Here is a 15,128-nt window from a genome sequence, read left to right as displayed (position 1 = left end):
GACAGAACATCGTTTTTCGGTCGAGACGGTCTGGGCCGAGCGCTTGGCGGGATCGCCACCTGAAGATCAAGGACGCGGACACTTCAGCTCGGGAACCGCACAGCGAGCGTTGCCGGCCCCTGATTGTCAGCAGATTTTGCTGACAATCAGGGGCCGAACAGGTCGGCGACGCACACGCCCGTCACCGACCCGGCGGCGTTCGCTCCGGTGCGGCGGAACACGCCTTCCTTGAGTGGACCGCCGGCACGCTGCTCGGTGAGAGCCACGCGGCAGACGAATTCAGCCACACCGCGGCTGCTTCCAGGTGTCAGGCCGCTCATGAGCACTGTGCTTCGCGAGTGCGTTTGTGGCTTTCCCACCATCGCAGTCCCTTTCGACGTATTGCTCGTCATCAGATTTTGCTGACAGCCCGACTGCAGGTGGGACTGTAATGCGAATCGCTCGGCGAGCGCAGGTGAACCCGGAAGGTCTGACATACCTGTTCTCAAGATGAGTGCGTTCCGTGATTCATCCCATTGACGAAACAGCTATCGGTTTTCGCAGAGGATTTTTGCCAATTGTCGGAATTCAGCAGGAGTCATGATGGTGATCACGGCGATAAAAAGGGTGAGGAAACGACAACCGAATGCCGTCATGGCGCATGGCGGCGGAGCCGTCACCCGTCCCGCCGGGCGACCGCGTTCACGATCACATCGAGGACGGGGCCCCAGGTCATTCGGTGGCGCCCTCACTGGCCGGCACCTCACCTCGGGGAGAAGAAGGGAATCGCCGATATCCGGACGGGTGGGGGTGAGCGGTTGATCTTTCGGGTGCCCGGGAACTACACCCCCGAGCAGTACACCCGCCTGGCCAACGAGCTCAAACGAGCGATCGACGCCACGCAACCCGGCCCTGATGGTGAAGAGCGGCACCGACCATGAGGAATGGGAGCTTTCCTCATACGCCATCGTTACCGGGGTCAGATACGCCAAACTCTCCAGGCATCCGAGCGATCTGCACACCGTACAAACGCTCAGGAAACAGCTTGGGCAGAAAGGCCTCGGTGCGTGATCAACCCGTCATCGTCGTCCCGGCCAACAGCACAGTTCCACCGCACCCCCCTGGCATTCGGCTGCCCCGGAGTCATCCGCATGCTGCCCGGCCACCAGATCATCGTCCACGTCAACGAGATGCAGTTCAGCCCTGAGTTGACCACCCCGATGGACACGATCAGCGCCACCGTGCTCAACCTGCTGCACCCCGTGGACGAAACACTCCCCACCCCCGCCCTGCGCATCCGGTTCCGCCGCAGCGCCGACCTCGCCGGCCAGCTCGCCATCGTGGAGATCACCCCCCACGAGATGACCATCGGCATCGACAAGAGCCTCATCTCCGAAGACCTGGCACACTTCCTCGGCCAAGCCGGCACCCAGGTCACCCGCGACTTCATCCGCCGCACCACCTGACCCCCCACAGACCCCACCCCACCACAGAGCACGCACCGGCCCGCGACTTCATCCGCCGCACCACCGACTCCCCGCGAACCCGCACCGACCCGCGAGAGAACAACCGCACCCACGACGGCCGCCTCGCGCGCCGAGTTCTGCCCGCCGCCCATCCCGGCCCCGGTGTGTCGGCACCGGGGCCGGGAATCGCGGCGGCATCGCAGGCTCGCCGACCGGTTCGACGCCACGACCAGACCAGCGAGGTCCAGGCCGGCTGGTCACCGTGACCCCATGTCCGGGGCGTCGTCGGCGAGTGCCGCCGTCGGCCGTCGGTGGCACGTCGCCTCACCGGCGCGCTCAGCGTTCCGCGCCCGTGAGGGCTCCGTTACGAGGGGCGCGTGGGGTGGACGCCGTACTCGCCACCGGGGCCGGCCTGGAATCGCCGGGTATGGCCGCCGGCACGCCCCGGAGCGGCTCGATCATCCCGGCGTGTGCCCGGCGGGGTTCTCCTCCCGGAGGGATGGCCGTCAGGCGGTCCGGCAGGCCGGTCACAGGTCCCGTCGCCTTTCCACCTTCCCGCCTCCATGCCTTCGCGGCGTCGCGCCGACCAGCCGGATGATCGCGGGCCCGTGAGCCCTTGGCCGGGAACACACGCGACGAAGGCCACCCTCCCTGTTGTCAGCGGAATTCGCTGACAACAGGGAGTGAAAATTGCCATGGGTAACCGTTAAACCCGGTCACCGATGAACGAACGGCGGATCAGAAGCAGACAGGAGCGCAGACGGGCCCGCAGACAGGGGCGTACTGGATGCCGCAGCCGCCGCCGACGACCGCCACGCCACCTCCCACGAAGCCGCCGCCTACGAACCCGGCGTTCACGAAGCCGCCGCCCACGAAGCCGCCCCCGAAACCGCCCCAGGGAACGCCCCCGAAACCGCCCCACGGACGCCCCCCCCAGTGGCCGCCCCAGTGACCGCCCCAGTTGCCGCCCCACGGACGACCGCCCCAGTGGCCGCCGCCCCAGTTCCCGCCGTGGGCCATGGTGGTGGCCTGCGTGACTTTGAGCGGCTGGTACGAAGTGGACGCAGAGGCCGAGGCGGCACCAGGAGCCGCGACAGCCAAAGCAGCACAAGCGGAACCGACCAGAAGCAGTCGGCGAATCATTGTCATGTGACCTCCCGTTGATTTCGATCACTCAGCGTGACCACCATTACGCTACCCAGCTTCTGATCATGGTTCTGGACGCGAGCAGGTCAACGGACGGCAATCAAGTGACGCGGGTGGCGGGCGGTGCCTCGTTCTGGGCAGATCGTCCGGCAGGCCGGGGAGCGGAGGCGCGAGCGTGGGGCACGGCGGCCCGGCCCGGGGCCCGCCGCGGAGTTCCGCGTACGTGGCGGGTACCGGGCCGGGGGATCATCCGCGCCTGTGCGTGGCGCGGCGGTCCGAGCGCCTTCTCCCCTGGGGCGCCGCCGGTGCCGGAAGACATCCGGCCGCCTGGCGGGTGCCGCCCTGTGGCATCGTGTGGCCTGCGGTCGGAGACGGGGGTGACGTCCGCGGAACGCCTCGCGGTGTGCGCGTCTGGTCCCACATGTCCATGATCGGCGTGGCGGAGCGCCATCTGACGCCGCTGAGGGCGTACGGCTGGATGTCGTCGGGGTCGACCTCGGCGAGGTCGTCGAACGGCCGAGGGCGAGGCCGGGCCAGGGCGGCCCGGCACGGGCGCCAGGCCGCCGCCACGAGCAGTGCCGGGAGCACCGTCCCGCTAACCCACCAGTACACATTCATAGCGACTCCTTCGTCGCCGACACGTCCGAGGGGCCGTCGCCGGCGGATGAGGTTGTTGTCGTCGATGCCTCGGACGTATGGGGGAGTACCGAGGTGAGGGGATTGACGACGACCAAGACCCTGGGCGTGGGAAGAAGGAGGTCGGCGGCATCTTCTGATCAACGTGATCGCCCCAGGTCAAGACCGCTTGAGAATCCGCGTCGTGGTTGAGACCCCCTCGCGGGGGCGGACGGTGCGGTCACAGCCAGGGGTCGGCGTTCCGGCGGCGAAGGACACCGTGGTGCGCGACGGGCCGGAGCATCGGCCGGCCCCTGCGCGGTGCGCGCTCGTCTGTGGCGGTACGGCGGCGCCACAGCCGGGCCGTCACCTGGATCCAGGAGGGCAGGAGGGACGGCAGAGGCCGAGAGGCCGTCCGGAGACGCTGACCTGACGTCTCCGGACGGCTGAACGTGGTCCGGCTGAGTCGTCGTCCGGACTCAACGGGCCCGCGCAGTCCGGGCAGCCGGTGTGCACACCGCCTGTCAGCGCCGTGCCACGCGGTGCCGGACGCCGTCCCGCCCGTCCGCGCCGTCCCAGGCCGAGCCGTGGCGGTGACCGGGCCGGCCGTCCCAGAGGCCGGGGCCGACGGGCCGGACGAACCCGTGGCCGGGGCCACCGGCGCGGCCGTACCAGTGGCCGGAGCCGAAGGACCGGCCGTGCCAGCCGCCGGGCAGGGCGTAGTGGCGGCCGCTCACGATGTAGACCGGGCGGCGCTGGCCCGGTCCGCAGCTGGGCGTGACGTACACGCCGCCGTTCACGACGTACTGGCAGCTGGGCAGGATGTAGGTGCGCCCTCCCAGCACGTACCTGTGGACGCGCGGGCCGTACCAGTCCCAGGGAAGGTCGCCCCTCCTGAAGCCGGCGAAACCGCCCGGGCCCCACCCGCTCCCCGGGGAGGGGCTGGCGGCCACCTGGGCGGTCGTGGCGGCCACGCCGGTCAGCGGGACGGCCTGCGCCGCGGGAGCGGCCACCACGATCGCGGATGTGGCCAGGACACCGGTGATGAGCACTCTTTTCATCGTCAACAGACGACTCCTCTCGCGAGATCTATGGGAGCCTGTGGGCTCCGCCGAGGCTGGGGTGGTGCCGGATACGCGTTCCCGGAGCCGTCGACGACGTGCCGGGACGCGTCCTTTCGTCGGGGCGGCGCGGGTGCCCGGGCCCTCGCGGCGAGAGCCGCTCCGAAGATCGAGAGCATGGGGTCAGCCAGTCAGGTGCGCACACGACGAAGATCACAAAGCTTCTTTGTCAGCAGATTTTGCTGACACCAGAGGGTCGAACAGGTCGAGGGTGGGCACGCCTGCCGCCGACGCGACGGCGTCCGCGGTGGTGCGACGGCACGTGCCTCGCTTGAGCAGGCTGTTGATGCATTGCCTGGTGAGGGACGCACGGTGTGCGAACGCGGTAACACTGCCAGCCGTTTCGCCGGATATGAGTACACGCAAGAGCGCCGCGCTCCGCAGGTGCATTTGCGGCTTTCCTGCCATCGCCAACCTCTCCGATGGGTTGCTCTGTCATCAGATTTTGCTGACAACTCAACTGCGTGTCGCACTGTAATGCGAATGGGCAGGCGATACCGGGGAACTCGAAAGGTTTCGCGTCCGAGTTTTCCGCCGCGGGAGCCACAGCACCGTCCATCTTGTTGACAACAGCGGTTCCCGGGGTTTGCAGAGGATCGTTGCGCGCTGTCAGGATCCAGCAGGCATCATGATGGCGATCACGGCGAGAAAAAGTTGAGGAGCTGACAACCAAATGCCGTCATGGCACGTGACAGCAGATCCATCCCCCACCCCGCTGAGCGACCACATCCGCGATTACGCCAAGGTCAAAGACCTCAGTATTCGCACGCTCGCCCTGCTGTCGGTGGACCCGGCGACCGGCCAGCACCTCACCGCCCAGTGGATAACCGACGTGCTGAGCGGCCGGGTGCCCCGCATGCCCGACGTCTGGCGCCTGCACGCTCTGGCGGTAGGACTCGGCCTTGACTCCGACAGCGTGAAGGCGATGGCCATCACCCAGTGGATGGGGTGGGAGATCGCCGATATCCGGACGGGTGGGGGTGAGCGGTTGATCTTTCGGGTGCCCGGGAACTACACCCCCGAGCAGTACACCCGCCTGGCCAACGAGCTCAAACGAGCGATCGACGCCACGCAACCCGGCCCTGATGGTGAAGAGCGGCACCGACCATGAGGAATGGGAGCTTTCCTCATACGCCATCGTTACCGGGGTCAGATACGCCAAACTCTCCAGGCATCCGAGCGATCTGCACACCGTACAAACGCTCAGGAAACAGCTTGGGCAGAAAGGCCTCGGTGCGTGATCAACCCGTCATCGTCGTCCCGGCCAACAGCACAGTTCCACCGCACCCCCCTGGCATTCGGCTGCCCCGGAGTCATCCGCATGCTGCCCGGCCACCAGATCATCGTCCACGTCAACGAGATGCAGTTCAGCCCTGAGTTGACCACCCCGATGGACACGATCAGCGCCACCGTGCTCAACCTGCTGCACCCCGTGGACGAAACACTCCCCACCCCCGCCCTGCGCATCCGGTTCCGCCGCAGCGCCGACCTCGCCGGCCAGCTCGCCATCGTGGAGATCACCCCCCACGAGATGACCATCGGCATCGACAAGAGCCTCATCTCCGAAGACCTGGCACACTTCCTCGGCGAAGCCGGCACCCAGGTCACCCGCGACTTCATCCGCCGCACCACCTAACCCCCCCACGACCACCTGCCCCGGTGCGACATCCGCCCTGAGACCTGCGAAGAAGGGCGGGAGCGAAGCCCTCCGCCCGTTGAGTGATTACGCCGTAATCACCAGGCTGCGTCGCCGGGTCGGCGAGGGCTTCCACCTGTCGGGTGATTACGGCGTAATCACCGGGCTGTCGTCATCACCAGGGTGCGGAGTCTCGCCGGTCGGGTGATTACGCCGTAATCACTGAGCTGCCATCGCCGGGTCGGCGAGGGCTTCCACCTGTCGGGTGATTACGCCGTAATCACCAGGCTGCGTCACCGGGCCGGCGAAGGCTTCACCTGTTGGGTGATTACGGCGTAATCACCGGGCTGTCGTCGCCGACAGCAGCTCCACGAGCGTCTCCAGGTCTTCCAGCGTCAGCCGCTCGCGAAGCGCCGCCGCGATCGCCGCCGGGGGGCCGAGGGTGATTACGCCGTAATCACTGCGCCCCCTCGACACCTTCGCGCCCTTTCCCGTCCGCGGCGACGGGTCGTGGTCAACGGGTGCGTCCACGGGACTGTGCTCACCTCGGGCGGGCTGCCCGAGGTCGAGTTCCGGGGCGGGTGCGGGAACAACGGGCAAAGCCTGTTCCTGTGGCGGCAGTTTCCCGATCTCCCGCGCGTCCTCGATCCTCAGGGTTCCGTTGGTGATCGCCTGCCGCAGTTCCGGGATGAGCTTGAGCAGTACGAGTCGCTGCGACACCCACCCCTGGGACTTGCCGAGCAGCTCGGCGACGCCGCGCTGGGAGAGCCCTTCCTCTTCCATGAGATCCCTGATGCCGTTCGCCTCTTCCAGCGGGTCCAGGTCGGATCGCTGGATGTTCTCGATCAGGGCGTCGGTGCGGCTGCCGGAGGCAGACTCCCGGACCTCCACCTTGACCTCGTCCAGCCCGGCGAGCTCGGCCGCGTGGCGCCGCCGGTGACCGATGAGGATGACGAACGGCGCGTCACCGATCTTCTCGGCGTGATGCGGATGCGTGCCGAGCCACGTGGCCCGCGGCACGACCACAAGCCGCTGCAGGATGCCGCGCTCCTTGATGGTCGCGGCCAGGCCCTCCAGGTCCCGCAGCTCCTCCCGGGGGTTGTCCGGGTTGTCGGCCAGATCTCTGAGCTTGACCGTGTCCGGCCACTTCGGGGCGACCGGTTCGGGCATGGCGGCCTTGCCGACCCTCAAGTTCGCCAGGCTCGTGCGTTGTCCTGCCATCAGCCGTTTCCGTTCCGCATCCGCTCGTGCTCCAGCGCCAGCTTGTAGAAGTCCTCGCGGGCCTCCATCGCGACCCGGTTCTTCGGGTATTGCGTGACGACGAGACCTTCAGCCGGAGCGCGGGTGTGCACCTTGTAGTGCCGGACGATCGTGCGGGCGAGCGGCCACCCCTGGCCGCGGACGAATTCCAGCGTCTCGTCCAGGTCGGCGCGACCATCACGCGGGTCCCAGTTGTTGGCCACCACGAGGTAGGGGATACCGCGGGGCTTCACGACCTTCTCGACGGTGTTGAACGTCGGCTCGAACGACAACGACTCTGGTTCTATCGGGATGAGCACGTCGTCGGCGCAGGCCAGAACCCGGCGCAGCGCCTCGGCGAAGCTCGAACCGTCGAACGGGTCGTCGGCGTCCTCGTCGACGGTGGGAATCCAACCCGGGGTGTCCACCCAGACGTGCTTGACGCCCGGGAGGTCTCGGAGGTTCGACAGGTCCTCGATGTCATCGGCGTTCGCCTGGACGAAGTCGAAGGGCAACGCCCGGGCGGCGGCCTTGTCCGGATCGGTCTTGGCGAGTTCCTCGGCCGCTTCGACGACCCGGTTGGACCACCAGACCGCGGACCCCTGGGGGTCGATCGAGACGACGACGGTGGCTTCCTGCTCGCCTGACGCGTCGGCTGTGACGGCGGCGAGATTCATCGTCGTCGTGGACTTGCCGACGCCGCCCTTCTGATTGAGGACGACATGGACCTTTGCCATGAGGGCTCCTGTTCCGTGTGCTTCCCAGTGACTGCACTGGTACTTCGGATGGCGGAGCAACTCTCTCAGATGATCAGGTGATTACGCCGTAATCACCTCTCGCGGGCGTGTGTCGTAGTACTCATCCTCAGCCATGGTTACTCCCCACCTCTTTCCGGTGATGCGTTCGTAGACGTCGACGTAGCGATCCTGAGTGGCTTGGACGATCTCGTCCGGGACGGCTGGTCCGGGGGGAGTGCTGTCCCAGTCCAGAGTGCTCGACCAGTCACGGACGAACTGCTTGTCGAGCGCGTGCTGGGGGCGGCCGGGCTCCCATGAGTCGGCGGGCCAGAAGCGCGAGGAGTCGGAGGTCAGCACCTCGTCGCCGAGCACGAGCGTGCCGTCGGTGGCGCGGCCGAACTCCAATTTGGTGTCGGCGATGAGGACTCTCCGTTCCGCGGCGAGGGCGGCACCTCGGCTGTACACCTTCAACGTCAAATCCCGCAGAGCCGCGGCCGTCTCGGCGCCGATCTCGGTCACCACATCGTCGTAGGTGATGAACTCGTCATGACCGACGGTGGCCTTCGTGGTCGGGGTGAAGATCGGCTCAGGCAGTCGGGATCCCTCGACCAGGCCGGGCGGCAGAGCGATGCCCGGCACCGTGCCGTGCTTCTCGTACTCCTTGAGCCCCAACCCGGCCAGGTACCCGCGAGCGACGAACCCCGCGGGCGTCATTTCCAGCCGGCGGCACCTGACCGCCCGGCGGGCCCATTCCGCGGGGACATCGGCCGCGGAGATCACGTGGTTGGGGACGAGGGCGGCGAGCTGGTCGAACCACCACAACGACAACCGCGTAAGGACCTTCCCCTTGTCGGGGATGGGGGTCGGCAGCACGACGTCGTACACAGACACCCGATCGGACGCGACCAGGACCAGATCCTCACCGTTCAGAGAGCCCACCCAAGGTGGATCGTTCCTGGATGGGGGAGTCGGAATGGGTTTCCAAGGCGCGGACGGCCTCAGTCTGCGACCAGTGCCTCACCTCGCGTTCAGCACGGATACGGCGTGCCCATGACGGCCGATCATCCATCTGGCTGCCTCCTGAAGCGGGAAATCTATGCGGTCTTCTGCCTCAGTCGCAGTCAACGCCCTGGTCCTGGGGCGGTGACATAGGGGTGACACTTGGGCATCGAGTCTCTGCGGGCAGATCTTCGTTACATGATTCTCTGCACGCCGCCCGCGTCCAAGCCGCACCCTTTCCTCTAGCCGGAGGAGTCAACGGGGTATCTGTACTGCAGATTCCATTGATGGGTCGGCATGATGTAGATCGTCACCTTGACGGGGCGATCGTCGCGCGTCCAGCCAACATGGAAAATCTCGTAGACGCGCTGATCTTCGGTCATCCGCAGAAAAGCGGCCTCCCGCGGTACGGGAGGGCGAACTATGACGCGCTCTTCGATCTCTGCCTGAGCGTGGCCAAGCTCCGCCAGGCGACTGCTGATGCCACCAACTCCAGGGTCCTCCCGTTCGATGGGAGTGCCTTGGGCGATGGTAAGGGGGATGTAGCTGGTGACGATCTGGATAGGTACACCTTCGGCGCGCATGTAGCGAGCCCGGACCACCACGCTGGCCTCGTCAGGAGCCACACCGAGCACTTCGGCGACGTGGACGGGGGGACGGCCAGGGCCAACGGTGTTTTCGGACCGCAGTTCATAGTTCAGATCGGCAAGTTCCGTGGCGAGCGCTCCTCGGCTGCCTTCACGCTCACGGTGAGTGCGGCTATGCCGAACGGCGGCGTTGCGGACGATCGGCGGCAACTCGTGGACGATCGTTCCTGTCGGCCGTTCGACACGCACCAACCCTTCGGCTTCCAGAATCGCAAACGCACGGTTGACAGTCTGGCGACTCACACCGAACCGCTTCGCAAGTTCACTCTCCGCAGGAAGCGTCTCGCCACGAGGGTGCTTACCCTCAGCGATGGCAGTGCGCAATATGTCAGCAACCTGGCGGTATTGACCCCGGGCGGGCGTTACTTCCATGCCACAACCCTAGTACCCAATGCCCAAGGTAGGGCATTGGGCATTGACACCTTGGGAGCGTAGAGTTACTACTAACGTAGAACGATCAACGTAGGGCATTAACACCTCCTGTGGGACTTGAATCGCGCAAGCGACTCGGGTCCAAGTTGGAGGCTTACATGCTCGAAACGTACGGCCTTGGTGCTGTCACACCGAGGCAGACGCAAGGTCCGATTACCAAACAAGCGGCCCCGGTGCTGTCACACCGGGGCCGCGGCGAGTCGAAACCCTGAGAGGAAACCGACTCATGTCCATCATTCCTGATCTCACCATGCCCAGGGAACGGCTGCTGACCTCCCAGGAGGTCGCCGCCCTGTTCCGGGTCGACCCCAAGACCGTCGCCCGCTGGGCCCGCACCGGCGAGCTGACCGCAGTCCGGACCCCGGGCGGGCGGCTGCTGCGTTTTTGGGAGTCGGCCGTGTACACCGCCCTGCGTGACGGCATCGTCGAGGCGCAGGCCGAAGAGGCCAAGGCCGCTGAGAACACTGAGGCGGTGAGCGTCTGATGACGACCGCCACCTACCGCTCCCACTATCCGCAGCTGGCCGCGTCGGCCGGTGATCGGCCGCTGGCCGCCGTCGAGTGCGTCGTGACCCTGGAGGTTCCGACCTTCCACGGTCACAACAAGCTGACCGTTCGCCCCGGTGTCGTCAACGACGCCGCGATCGAGCTGTACGGCTACGGCGAGTGCGCCGTGCTGGCCCGCGCCCTGCACCTGCGCACCGGCTGGCCGCTGGCCCTGGTGCAGCTCGTCGAGTGGCCCTACCGCTGGGCGCACGTCGGCGTGCTCACCCCGGCCGGGCGCCTGCTGGACATCCACGGCACCCGCAGCCTGGATGAGGTCGTCGCCGACTACGCTCGCGAGCACGGCCTGCGGGTCACCACCTGCCCCCTGCCCACGCTGGACCTGCTGTTCGACGTCATCGGCGAGCGTGAGGAGCTCCGGAGCGGCTGGATCGACGGCAGCGCCATCGACCCCCTCACCGACGAGCTGGTCGGGGTGTTCGCCGACCTGCTCATCGCCCAGGCCGAGCTGGCCGAGGCGGGTGATGGGCGATGACGATTCTCGCCACGTACCCCACGCTGGCCGAGCGCGCCGACGGGCTTGCGCTGCACGAGCTGCGCGTGCGGGTAAACCTCCAGAGGCCGTCCTGCCGCCTCCAGCAGACCGAGTTCGTGATCCGGCCGGGCCTGGTCGACGAGGCCGCCATTGAGCTGTTCGGCTACTCCCAGTGCGTGCTCCTGGCCGCGGCGATGCACGAGCGCACCGGCTGGCCGTTCGCACCGGTCGAGCAGCTGGTCGACGACGAGTGGAAGTGGGCGCACGCCGGCGTGATCAGCCCGGCCGGGCTGATGGTCGACATCCACGGCCTCCGCTCGATCGCCGACGCCGAGATCTCGTTCACCGACCAGTACGGCCCGCAGGCCCGCGTCCGCACGGTGGCCGACCAGCAGGCGCTACTTCGCGTCCTCGCCTGCGTCGCCGTCATACCGGCGGGGTGGCGCTGGGCCGATGACATCTCCACGGCGATCGGCCGGGAGGTCGTCGAGGTCTTCGCCGATGTACTGGTGGCCAAGGCCACCGGGACTGCGCAGGTGGCGGCATGAGCTACTACGACACCCGCGCCCAGCGCGCCGTGGCCGGCGCCGAGGCCGAGCGGACCCGCGCTGACGCCGAGGCCACCCGCGCCGAGACCACGCTTCGCTTGGAGAGCGCCCGCGCTGAGCAGGCCGCCCGCCAGGCCGACCAGGAGCGCCGCGACAAGCAGACCCGTGAGGACCGTCGTGAGGCCCGCCGCGTAGAGCGTCAGCGCCAGCGGGCCCGGGATCGCGCTGCCCGCTCGGCGGCGGTTCGCCGTGGCGCCAGGCTGCTGGCGGCCGCGCTCGTCACCCGGGCCCCGGTCATCGTGGGCGGTGTGGCGATGGGCGCGCCGATCGCGATCGCCTGGCGCGGCCAGCTGGAGTTCGCCGAGCAGGTGATGCACCTGGGCTTCATGTCGCCCGCGCTGCCGATCGCCCTGGAGGGCGGCGTCTGGTACCTGGCGTTCCTGGTGCACCGCGCCATCCAGGCGAAACTGCCGATCGGCCGCTACCGGGTCGCGACCTGGGGCATGGCGGGCATCGCGGCCGGGATGAACCTGTGGCACGGCATCACCGCCAACGCCACGAAGGCCGACGCGTGGGCCGGGCTGCAGGTCGGCGTGATCCTCGCGCTGGCCTCCCTGCTCGGCATCGCCCTGTGGGAGCTGACCGCGTCGCTGACCCAGCAGACCACCGCCCGGCGCAGCGCGGCCGAGATCCGCCGGGCCGCCTGGCGCCGGGTCCGCTACCCGCGGCTGTCGTGGTCGGCGGCCTCGATCCGCGCCTCGCGCGGCGAGGACTGCTCGATCGAGGACGCCTGGACGGCCGCGTGGATCGACCGCTACGGCGTCGGCCCCGGCTCCTCGAGGAGGGACCGCAAGCTGGCCCGCTCGATCGTCCGCTACGAGAAGAAGGCCGACAAGGAGGCCGCGAAGGCCGGCCAGCTCGTCATCGTCGACGGCTCCATCGTCCGCCCCGGCGCCCAGAGCCCTCAGGCCAGCGCCGAGGGCGAGGAGGCCATGGCCCGGCTGCGCGCCTTCTCCGCGCAGCGCGTGGACGTGGCCCGCTCGATCGCGTTCCCCTCGATCGGCTCCCCCTCGATCGAGGCGAGCCCTCGTCCGGCGATCGAGTCCCGTACGGACTCACCCCGTACGGAGTCGCCCCGTACGGAGAACACGTCCCGGTCCCGTACGGAGAACGCCCGTACGGCCTCACCCCGTACGGAGCCCGTACGGACGGGCTCCGTACGGGGTGAGGCGCCTCGTACGGTTCCGCCGCTGACGCCGGTCGACCGGGAGGAGGCCGTGGCCGAGATCCGTAAGGAGATCGCTGCCGCCGCTGCGCGCGATGAGGTGTGGACGCCGGACTACGCGGTGCTGGAGGAGCGCTACGACCGGCGCCGCAGCTGGTGTGAGAAGGCCGTACGGGATGCCCGTACGGGTCTGCGTACGGACGAGGACCATGCGCGCACGGGCGCGGAGGAGACCCGTACGCCGCCCGCCCATACCGGATCACCGGCGCCCCGTACGGGCGAGCGCGCCGACGACAAGACCGGCGACCAGGAGGTCGCTGGCGTTCTGCGTCGCCTCCGTACGGACGGCAGCGACAAGCACGCCGTACGGGCCGCGCAGGCCCGTACGGACCTCACCGGTGACAGCGACCAGGCCCGTACGGAGGTGTCGGCATGAAGCCTCAGGTGATCTACGACGTGCGGCTGTGGCCCGCCGACAGTCCCAAGACGCCGCTGAATGCGGTGCTGACCTACACCGTCGCGGACCCGCACGCGGTGCACCTGATGTTCGTTCGGGGCCGCACCGTCACCTCCGAGTACACCTTCGGCCGCGACCTGCTCGCCGAGGGCGTGCGCGCCCCGGCCGGGGAGGGCGACGTCCTGGTGGCGCCGCACGAGGAGCTCGACGAGGCCTACCTGGCCATCACCCTGACTCCCGAGTCCGGCTACCCGTTCCTGCTCTACGCGGTCCGCGAGCTCGTCATCGACTTCGTCGACCAGACCTTCCGGCTCGTGCCACACGGCCGCGAGCAGGTCGACGTCGACACCGCGATCGCCACGATCCTGGGCGAGGTGACGTCATGAAGACGCTGACCAGGCAGAACACCCTGACCCGCCAGGAGCTGGCGCTGCTGGTCGCCGAGCACGCCGAGCTGCTGGCCGCGGCCCGCGCCACGGTGGCGGCCGCGCAGCTGGGCGAGGTCGACCCGCTGGTCCACCTGCGTCACGCGCTGGCCGCGCACGGGCAGCTCCCGCCGGTCGGAGCGCGCCCGGTGGTGCTGCTCGCCGCGTGCGCCGCCCCCGCCCTGCCGGTCCTGACCTGCGGGGAGGTGGCGTGATGGCCGTCACCGTCACCCTCGCCTACCAGCGGGTGTTCCCCGGCGCTCCGGAGCGCGTCGCCGAGGTGCGCGCCTGGGTGCTGACCTGCCTTCCCGCCGGATGCCCGCGCGCCGACGACGTCGCCCTGGTGGTGTCGGAGCTGGCCACCAACGCCGTGCTGCACAGCGCGTCTGGCACCGTAGGCGGCCGGTTCACGCTGCGCGCCGAGGTCGAGCCCGGCTCGACCGGCGAGGCCGGGGCGGTCGCGCTGACCTGCACCGATCAGGGCCCGGCGCTGGTGCCGGCAGCCCGAGGGGAGGGCGAGTACCAGCGCGGCCTGACCCTGGTGCGCGAGCTCGCCGACGCCTACGAGGTGACCCTCACCGAGGCCTCCCGCGCCGCGTGGTGCCGCCTGGACTGGCCTGTTGTCACCGGCACCCCGCAGGGTGCGAAGGGCGCGGCCACCTACGGGCCGCACATGAGCGCACAGCAGGTCAGCGACCCCGCACACGCCGCGCACAAGATCACCGCACACGGTGCGCACAACCCCGGCGCGCAGCCGCGCCCGAGCGGGGAGGCGAACCGGTGAGCGCCTTCGTGACCTGGCTGGCGGCGGCGTTCTCCCCGGGCTGGCCCGAGCGGGCCGCGCACGGCATCGCGGTCGCACTGCTGGCCACCGCGGCGCTGCTGGTGGCCTTCGCGCTGGCCGAGGAGACCTCCTTGCGCGGCCGGGCCCGCGCCGTGGCCCGCTCCTGGGCCCGCTCGGCGGCCACCACCACCTCGGTGCAGGTGCTGGCCGACGGAACCCTGATCGCCCAGAGCAGCACCGAGCAGACCGCCCGGCACCTGCTGGACGCCGTGATCCACGAGGAGGACCTGTGAGCAACCGCAGTGAGGACCTGGGCAGCCAGATGGTCAAGTTTGAGACCGCCGAGATCATCGCCGGTCACGAGGCCCTGGAAAACCACCTCTACAACGTCCAGGCCTTGTCGCGCACCCTGGCGCTGATGCTGGTGCAGGACGGGGAGCTGGTGTCCACCTGGCTGCGCCACCACAAGCCCAAGAAGGGCAAGCGCGTCCCTTTGCTGGAGCGGGTGGGCTTGTCGCGCCGCACCCGCGCCCACAGCCGCAACGCCGCCGACGCCTTGCTGGAGGCCGTCTCCAGCTTGCAGAAGATGGCGGGCGTCCACGACGAGTACGTGCGGCTGGAAAAAGAGTCCCTC

At 68.6% G+C, this 15,128-nt stretch carries 19 protein-coding genes; 12 read left to right on the top strand and 7 right to left on the bottom strand.

Annotation, left to right across the window (positions count from 1 at the left end; genetic code table 11):
• Positions 1 to 146: 146 nt before the first annotated feature.
• Complete coding sequence (locus AC5L38_RS41265; RefSeq protein WP_495248267.1) at positions 147 to 287, bottom strand: hypothetical protein; 141 nt, start codon at positions 285 to 287, stop codon at positions 147 to 149.
• An 843-nt stretch (positions 288 to 1,130) separates the two neighbouring features.
• Here AC5L38_RS41265 and AC5L38_RS41260 point away from each other — a divergent pair.
• Positions 1,131 to 1,445, top strand: coding sequence for a hypothetical protein (locus AC5L38_RS41260; protein ID WP_495248266.1), 315 nt, complete (start codon positions 1,131 to 1,133; stop codon positions 1,443 to 1,445).
• Positions 1,446 to 2,183: 738 nt separating this feature from the next.
• Here AC5L38_RS41260 and AC5L38_RS41255 read toward each other — a convergent pair.
• On the bottom strand, positions 2,184 to 2,465 hold the full coding sequence (locus AC5L38_RS41255) for a hypothetical protein (RefSeq protein WP_495248265.1): 282 nt from the start codon (positions 2,463 to 2,465) through the stop codon (positions 2,184 to 2,186).
• Positions 2,466 to 3,730: 1,265 nt separating this feature from the next.
• Positions 3,731 to 4,273 (bottom strand): hypothetical protein, encoded by a 543-nt coding sequence (locus tag AC5L38_RS41250; RefSeq protein ID WP_495248264.1) that lies wholly within the window; start codon positions 4,271 to 4,273, stop codon positions 3,731 to 3,733.
• A 742-nt stretch (positions 4,274 to 5,015) separates the two neighbouring features.
• Here AC5L38_RS41250 and AC5L38_RS41245 point away from each other — a divergent pair.
• Together AC5L38_RS41245 and AC5L38_RS41240 are read left to right on the top strand one after the other, a co-directional pair.
• Complete coding sequence (locus tag AC5L38_RS41245; protein ID WP_495248263.1) at positions 5,016 to 5,438, top strand: hypothetical protein; 423 nt, start codon at positions 5,016 to 5,018, stop codon at positions 5,436 to 5,438.
• Positions 5,439 to 5,648: 210 nt separating this feature from the next.
• Positions 5,649 to 5,963, top strand: coding sequence for a hypothetical protein (locus tag AC5L38_RS41240; RefSeq protein ID WP_495248262.1), 315 nt, complete (start codon positions 5,649 to 5,651; stop codon positions 5,961 to 5,963).
• Between the two features lie 339 nt (positions 5,964 to 6,302).
• Here AC5L38_RS41240 and AC5L38_RS41235 read toward each other — a convergent pair whose 3' ends face one another.
• From AC5L38_RS41235 to AC5L38_RS41220, 4 genes are all read right to left on the bottom strand, one after another.
• Positions 6,303 to 7,184: a ParB/RepB/Spo0J family partition protein gene (locus AC5L38_RS41235; RefSeq protein ID WP_495248261.1), complete on the bottom strand. Its 882-nt coding sequence runs from the start codon at positions 7,182 to 7,184 to the stop codon at positions 6,303 to 6,305.
• Complete coding sequence (locus AC5L38_RS41230) at positions 7,184 to 7,939, bottom strand: ParA family protein (protein ID WP_495248260.1); 756 nt, start codon at positions 7,937 to 7,939, stop codon at positions 7,184 to 7,186. Before AC5L38_RS41230 ends, AC5L38_RS41235 begins: the two co-directional genes overlap by 1 nt.
• Before the next feature lie 81 nt (positions 7,940 to 8,020).
• Entirely contained in the window at positions 8,021 to 8,878 is an 858-nt protein-coding gene (locus AC5L38_RS41225) for a phosphoribosylaminoimidazolesuccinocarboxamide synthase (RefSeq protein ID WP_495248259.1), read from the bottom strand.
• A 302-nt stretch (positions 8,879 to 9,180) separates the two neighbouring features.
• The gene (locus AC5L38_RS41220) at positions 9,181 to 9,957 is read right to left on the bottom strand and encodes a GntR family transcriptional regulator (protein ID WP_495248258.1); all 777 of its coding nucleotides are present in this window, start codon (positions 9,955 to 9,957) and stop codon (positions 9,181 to 9,183) included.
• Between the two features lie 310 nt (positions 9,958 to 10,267).
• Here AC5L38_RS41220 and AC5L38_RS41215 point away from each other — a divergent pair, with 310 nt between their 5' ends.
• The 9 genes from AC5L38_RS41215 to AC5L38_RS41175 all read left to right on the top strand — a co-directional run.
• Entirely contained in the window at positions 10,268 to 10,501 is a 234-nt protein-coding gene (locus AC5L38_RS41215; RefSeq protein WP_495248295.1) for a helix-turn-helix domain-containing protein, read from the top strand.
• Entirely contained in the window at positions 10,501 to 11,055 is a 555-nt protein-coding gene (locus tag AC5L38_RS41210) for a hypothetical protein (RefSeq protein ID WP_495248257.1), read from the top strand. The genes AC5L38_RS41215 and AC5L38_RS41210 overlap by 1 nt, the downstream gene beginning before the upstream one ends.
• Positions 11,052 to 11,603 (top strand): hypothetical protein, encoded by a 552-nt coding sequence (locus tag AC5L38_RS41205; protein ID WP_495248256.1) that lies wholly within the window; start codon positions 11,052 to 11,054, stop codon positions 11,601 to 11,603. The genes AC5L38_RS41210 and AC5L38_RS41205 overlap by 4 nt, the downstream gene beginning before the upstream one ends.
• On the top strand, positions 11,600 to 13,264 hold the full coding sequence (locus tag AC5L38_RS41200; RefSeq protein WP_495248255.1) for a DUF2637 domain-containing protein: 1,665 nt from the start codon (positions 11,600 to 11,602) through the stop codon (positions 13,262 to 13,264). Before AC5L38_RS41205 ends, AC5L38_RS41200 begins: the two co-directional genes overlap by 4 nt.
• Entirely contained in the window at positions 13,261 to 13,671 is a 411-nt protein-coding gene (locus AC5L38_RS41195; protein WP_495248254.1) for an SsgA family sporulation/cell division regulator, read from the top strand. Before AC5L38_RS41200 ends, AC5L38_RS41195 begins: the two co-directional genes overlap by 4 nt.
• Positions 13,668 to 13,925 carry a hypothetical protein gene (locus AC5L38_RS41190; protein ID WP_495248253.1) on the top strand — a complete coding sequence of 86 codons (258 nt, stop codon included), beginning with the start codon at positions 13,668 to 13,670 and terminating at the stop codon, positions 13,923 to 13,925. The genes AC5L38_RS41195 and AC5L38_RS41190 overlap by 4 nt, the downstream gene beginning before the upstream one ends.
• Complete coding sequence (locus tag AC5L38_RS41185) at positions 13,925 to 14,494, top strand: ATP-binding protein (protein ID WP_495248252.1); 570 nt, start codon at positions 13,925 to 13,927, stop codon at positions 14,492 to 14,494. Before AC5L38_RS41190 ends, AC5L38_RS41185 begins: the two co-directional genes overlap by 1 nt.
• On the top strand, positions 14,491 to 14,787 hold the full coding sequence (locus tag AC5L38_RS41180) for a hypothetical protein (protein ID WP_495248251.1): 297 nt from the start codon (positions 14,491 to 14,493) through the stop codon (positions 14,785 to 14,787). The genes AC5L38_RS41185 and AC5L38_RS41180 overlap by 4 nt, the downstream gene beginning before the upstream one ends.
• Positions 14,784 to 15,128, top strand: a 345-nt coding sequence (locus AC5L38_RS41175; RefSeq protein ID WP_495248250.1) for a hypothetical protein, incomplete at its 3' end; no start/stop codon positions are given. The genes AC5L38_RS41180 and AC5L38_RS41175, both read left to right, overlap by 4 nt.

The sequence above is a fragment of the Streptosporangium nanhuense genome (assembly GCF_059358815.1).
This window is presented reverse-complemented; position numbering and strand designations above follow the sequence as displayed.

Bases quoted from the DNA above. Each gene is read 5' to 3' on its own strand.
- AC5L38_RS41260 (WP_495248266.1), top strand. From the start codon at position 1,131: ATGCTGCCCGGCCACCAGATCATCGTCCACGTCAACGAGATGCAGTTC.
- AC5L38_RS41255 (WP_495248265.1), bottom strand. From the start codon at position 2,465: ATGGCCCACGGCGGGAACTGGGGCGGCGGCCACTGGGGCGGTCGTCCG.
- AC5L38_RS41240 (WP_495248262.1), top strand. From the start codon at position 5,649: ATGCTGCCCGGCCACCAGATCATCGTCCACGTCAACGAGATGCAGTTC.
- AC5L38_RS41235 (WP_495248261.1), bottom strand. From the start codon at position 7,184: ATGGCAGGACAACGCACGAGCCTGGCGAACTTGAGGGTCGGCAAGGCC.
- AC5L38_RS41230 (WP_495248260.1), bottom strand. From the start codon at position 7,939: ATGGCAAAGGTCCATGTCGTCCTCAATCAGAAGGGCGGCGTCGGCAAG.
- AC5L38_RS41220 (WP_495248258.1), bottom strand. From the start codon at position 9,957: ATGGAAGTAACGCCCGCCCGGGGTCAATACCGCCAGGTTGCTGACATA.
- AC5L38_RS41215 (WP_495248295.1), top strand. From the start codon at position 10,268: ATGCCCAGGGAACGGCTGCTGACCTCCCAGGAGGTCGCCGCCCTGTTC.
- AC5L38_RS41210 (WP_495248257.1), top strand. From the start codon at position 10,501: ATGACGACCGCCACCTACCGCTCCCACTATCCGCAGCTGGCCGCGTCG.
- AC5L38_RS41205 (WP_495248256.1), top strand. From the start codon at position 11,052: ATGACGATTCTCGCCACGTACCCCACGCTGGCCGAGCGCGCCGACGGG.
- AC5L38_RS41200 (WP_495248255.1), top strand. From the start codon at position 11,600: ATGAGCTACTACGACACCCGCGCCCAGCGCGCCGTGGCCGGCGCCGAG.
- AC5L38_RS41195 (WP_495248254.1), top strand. From the start codon at position 13,261: ATGAAGCCTCAGGTGATCTACGACGTGCGGCTGTGGCCCGCCGACAGT.
- AC5L38_RS41190 (WP_495248253.1), top strand. From the start codon at position 13,668: ATGAAGACGCTGACCAGGCAGAACACCCTGACCCGCCAGGAGCTGGCG.
- AC5L38_RS41185 (WP_495248252.1), top strand. From the start codon at position 13,925: ATGGCCGTCACCGTCACCCTCGCCTACCAGCGGGTGTTCCCCGGCGCT.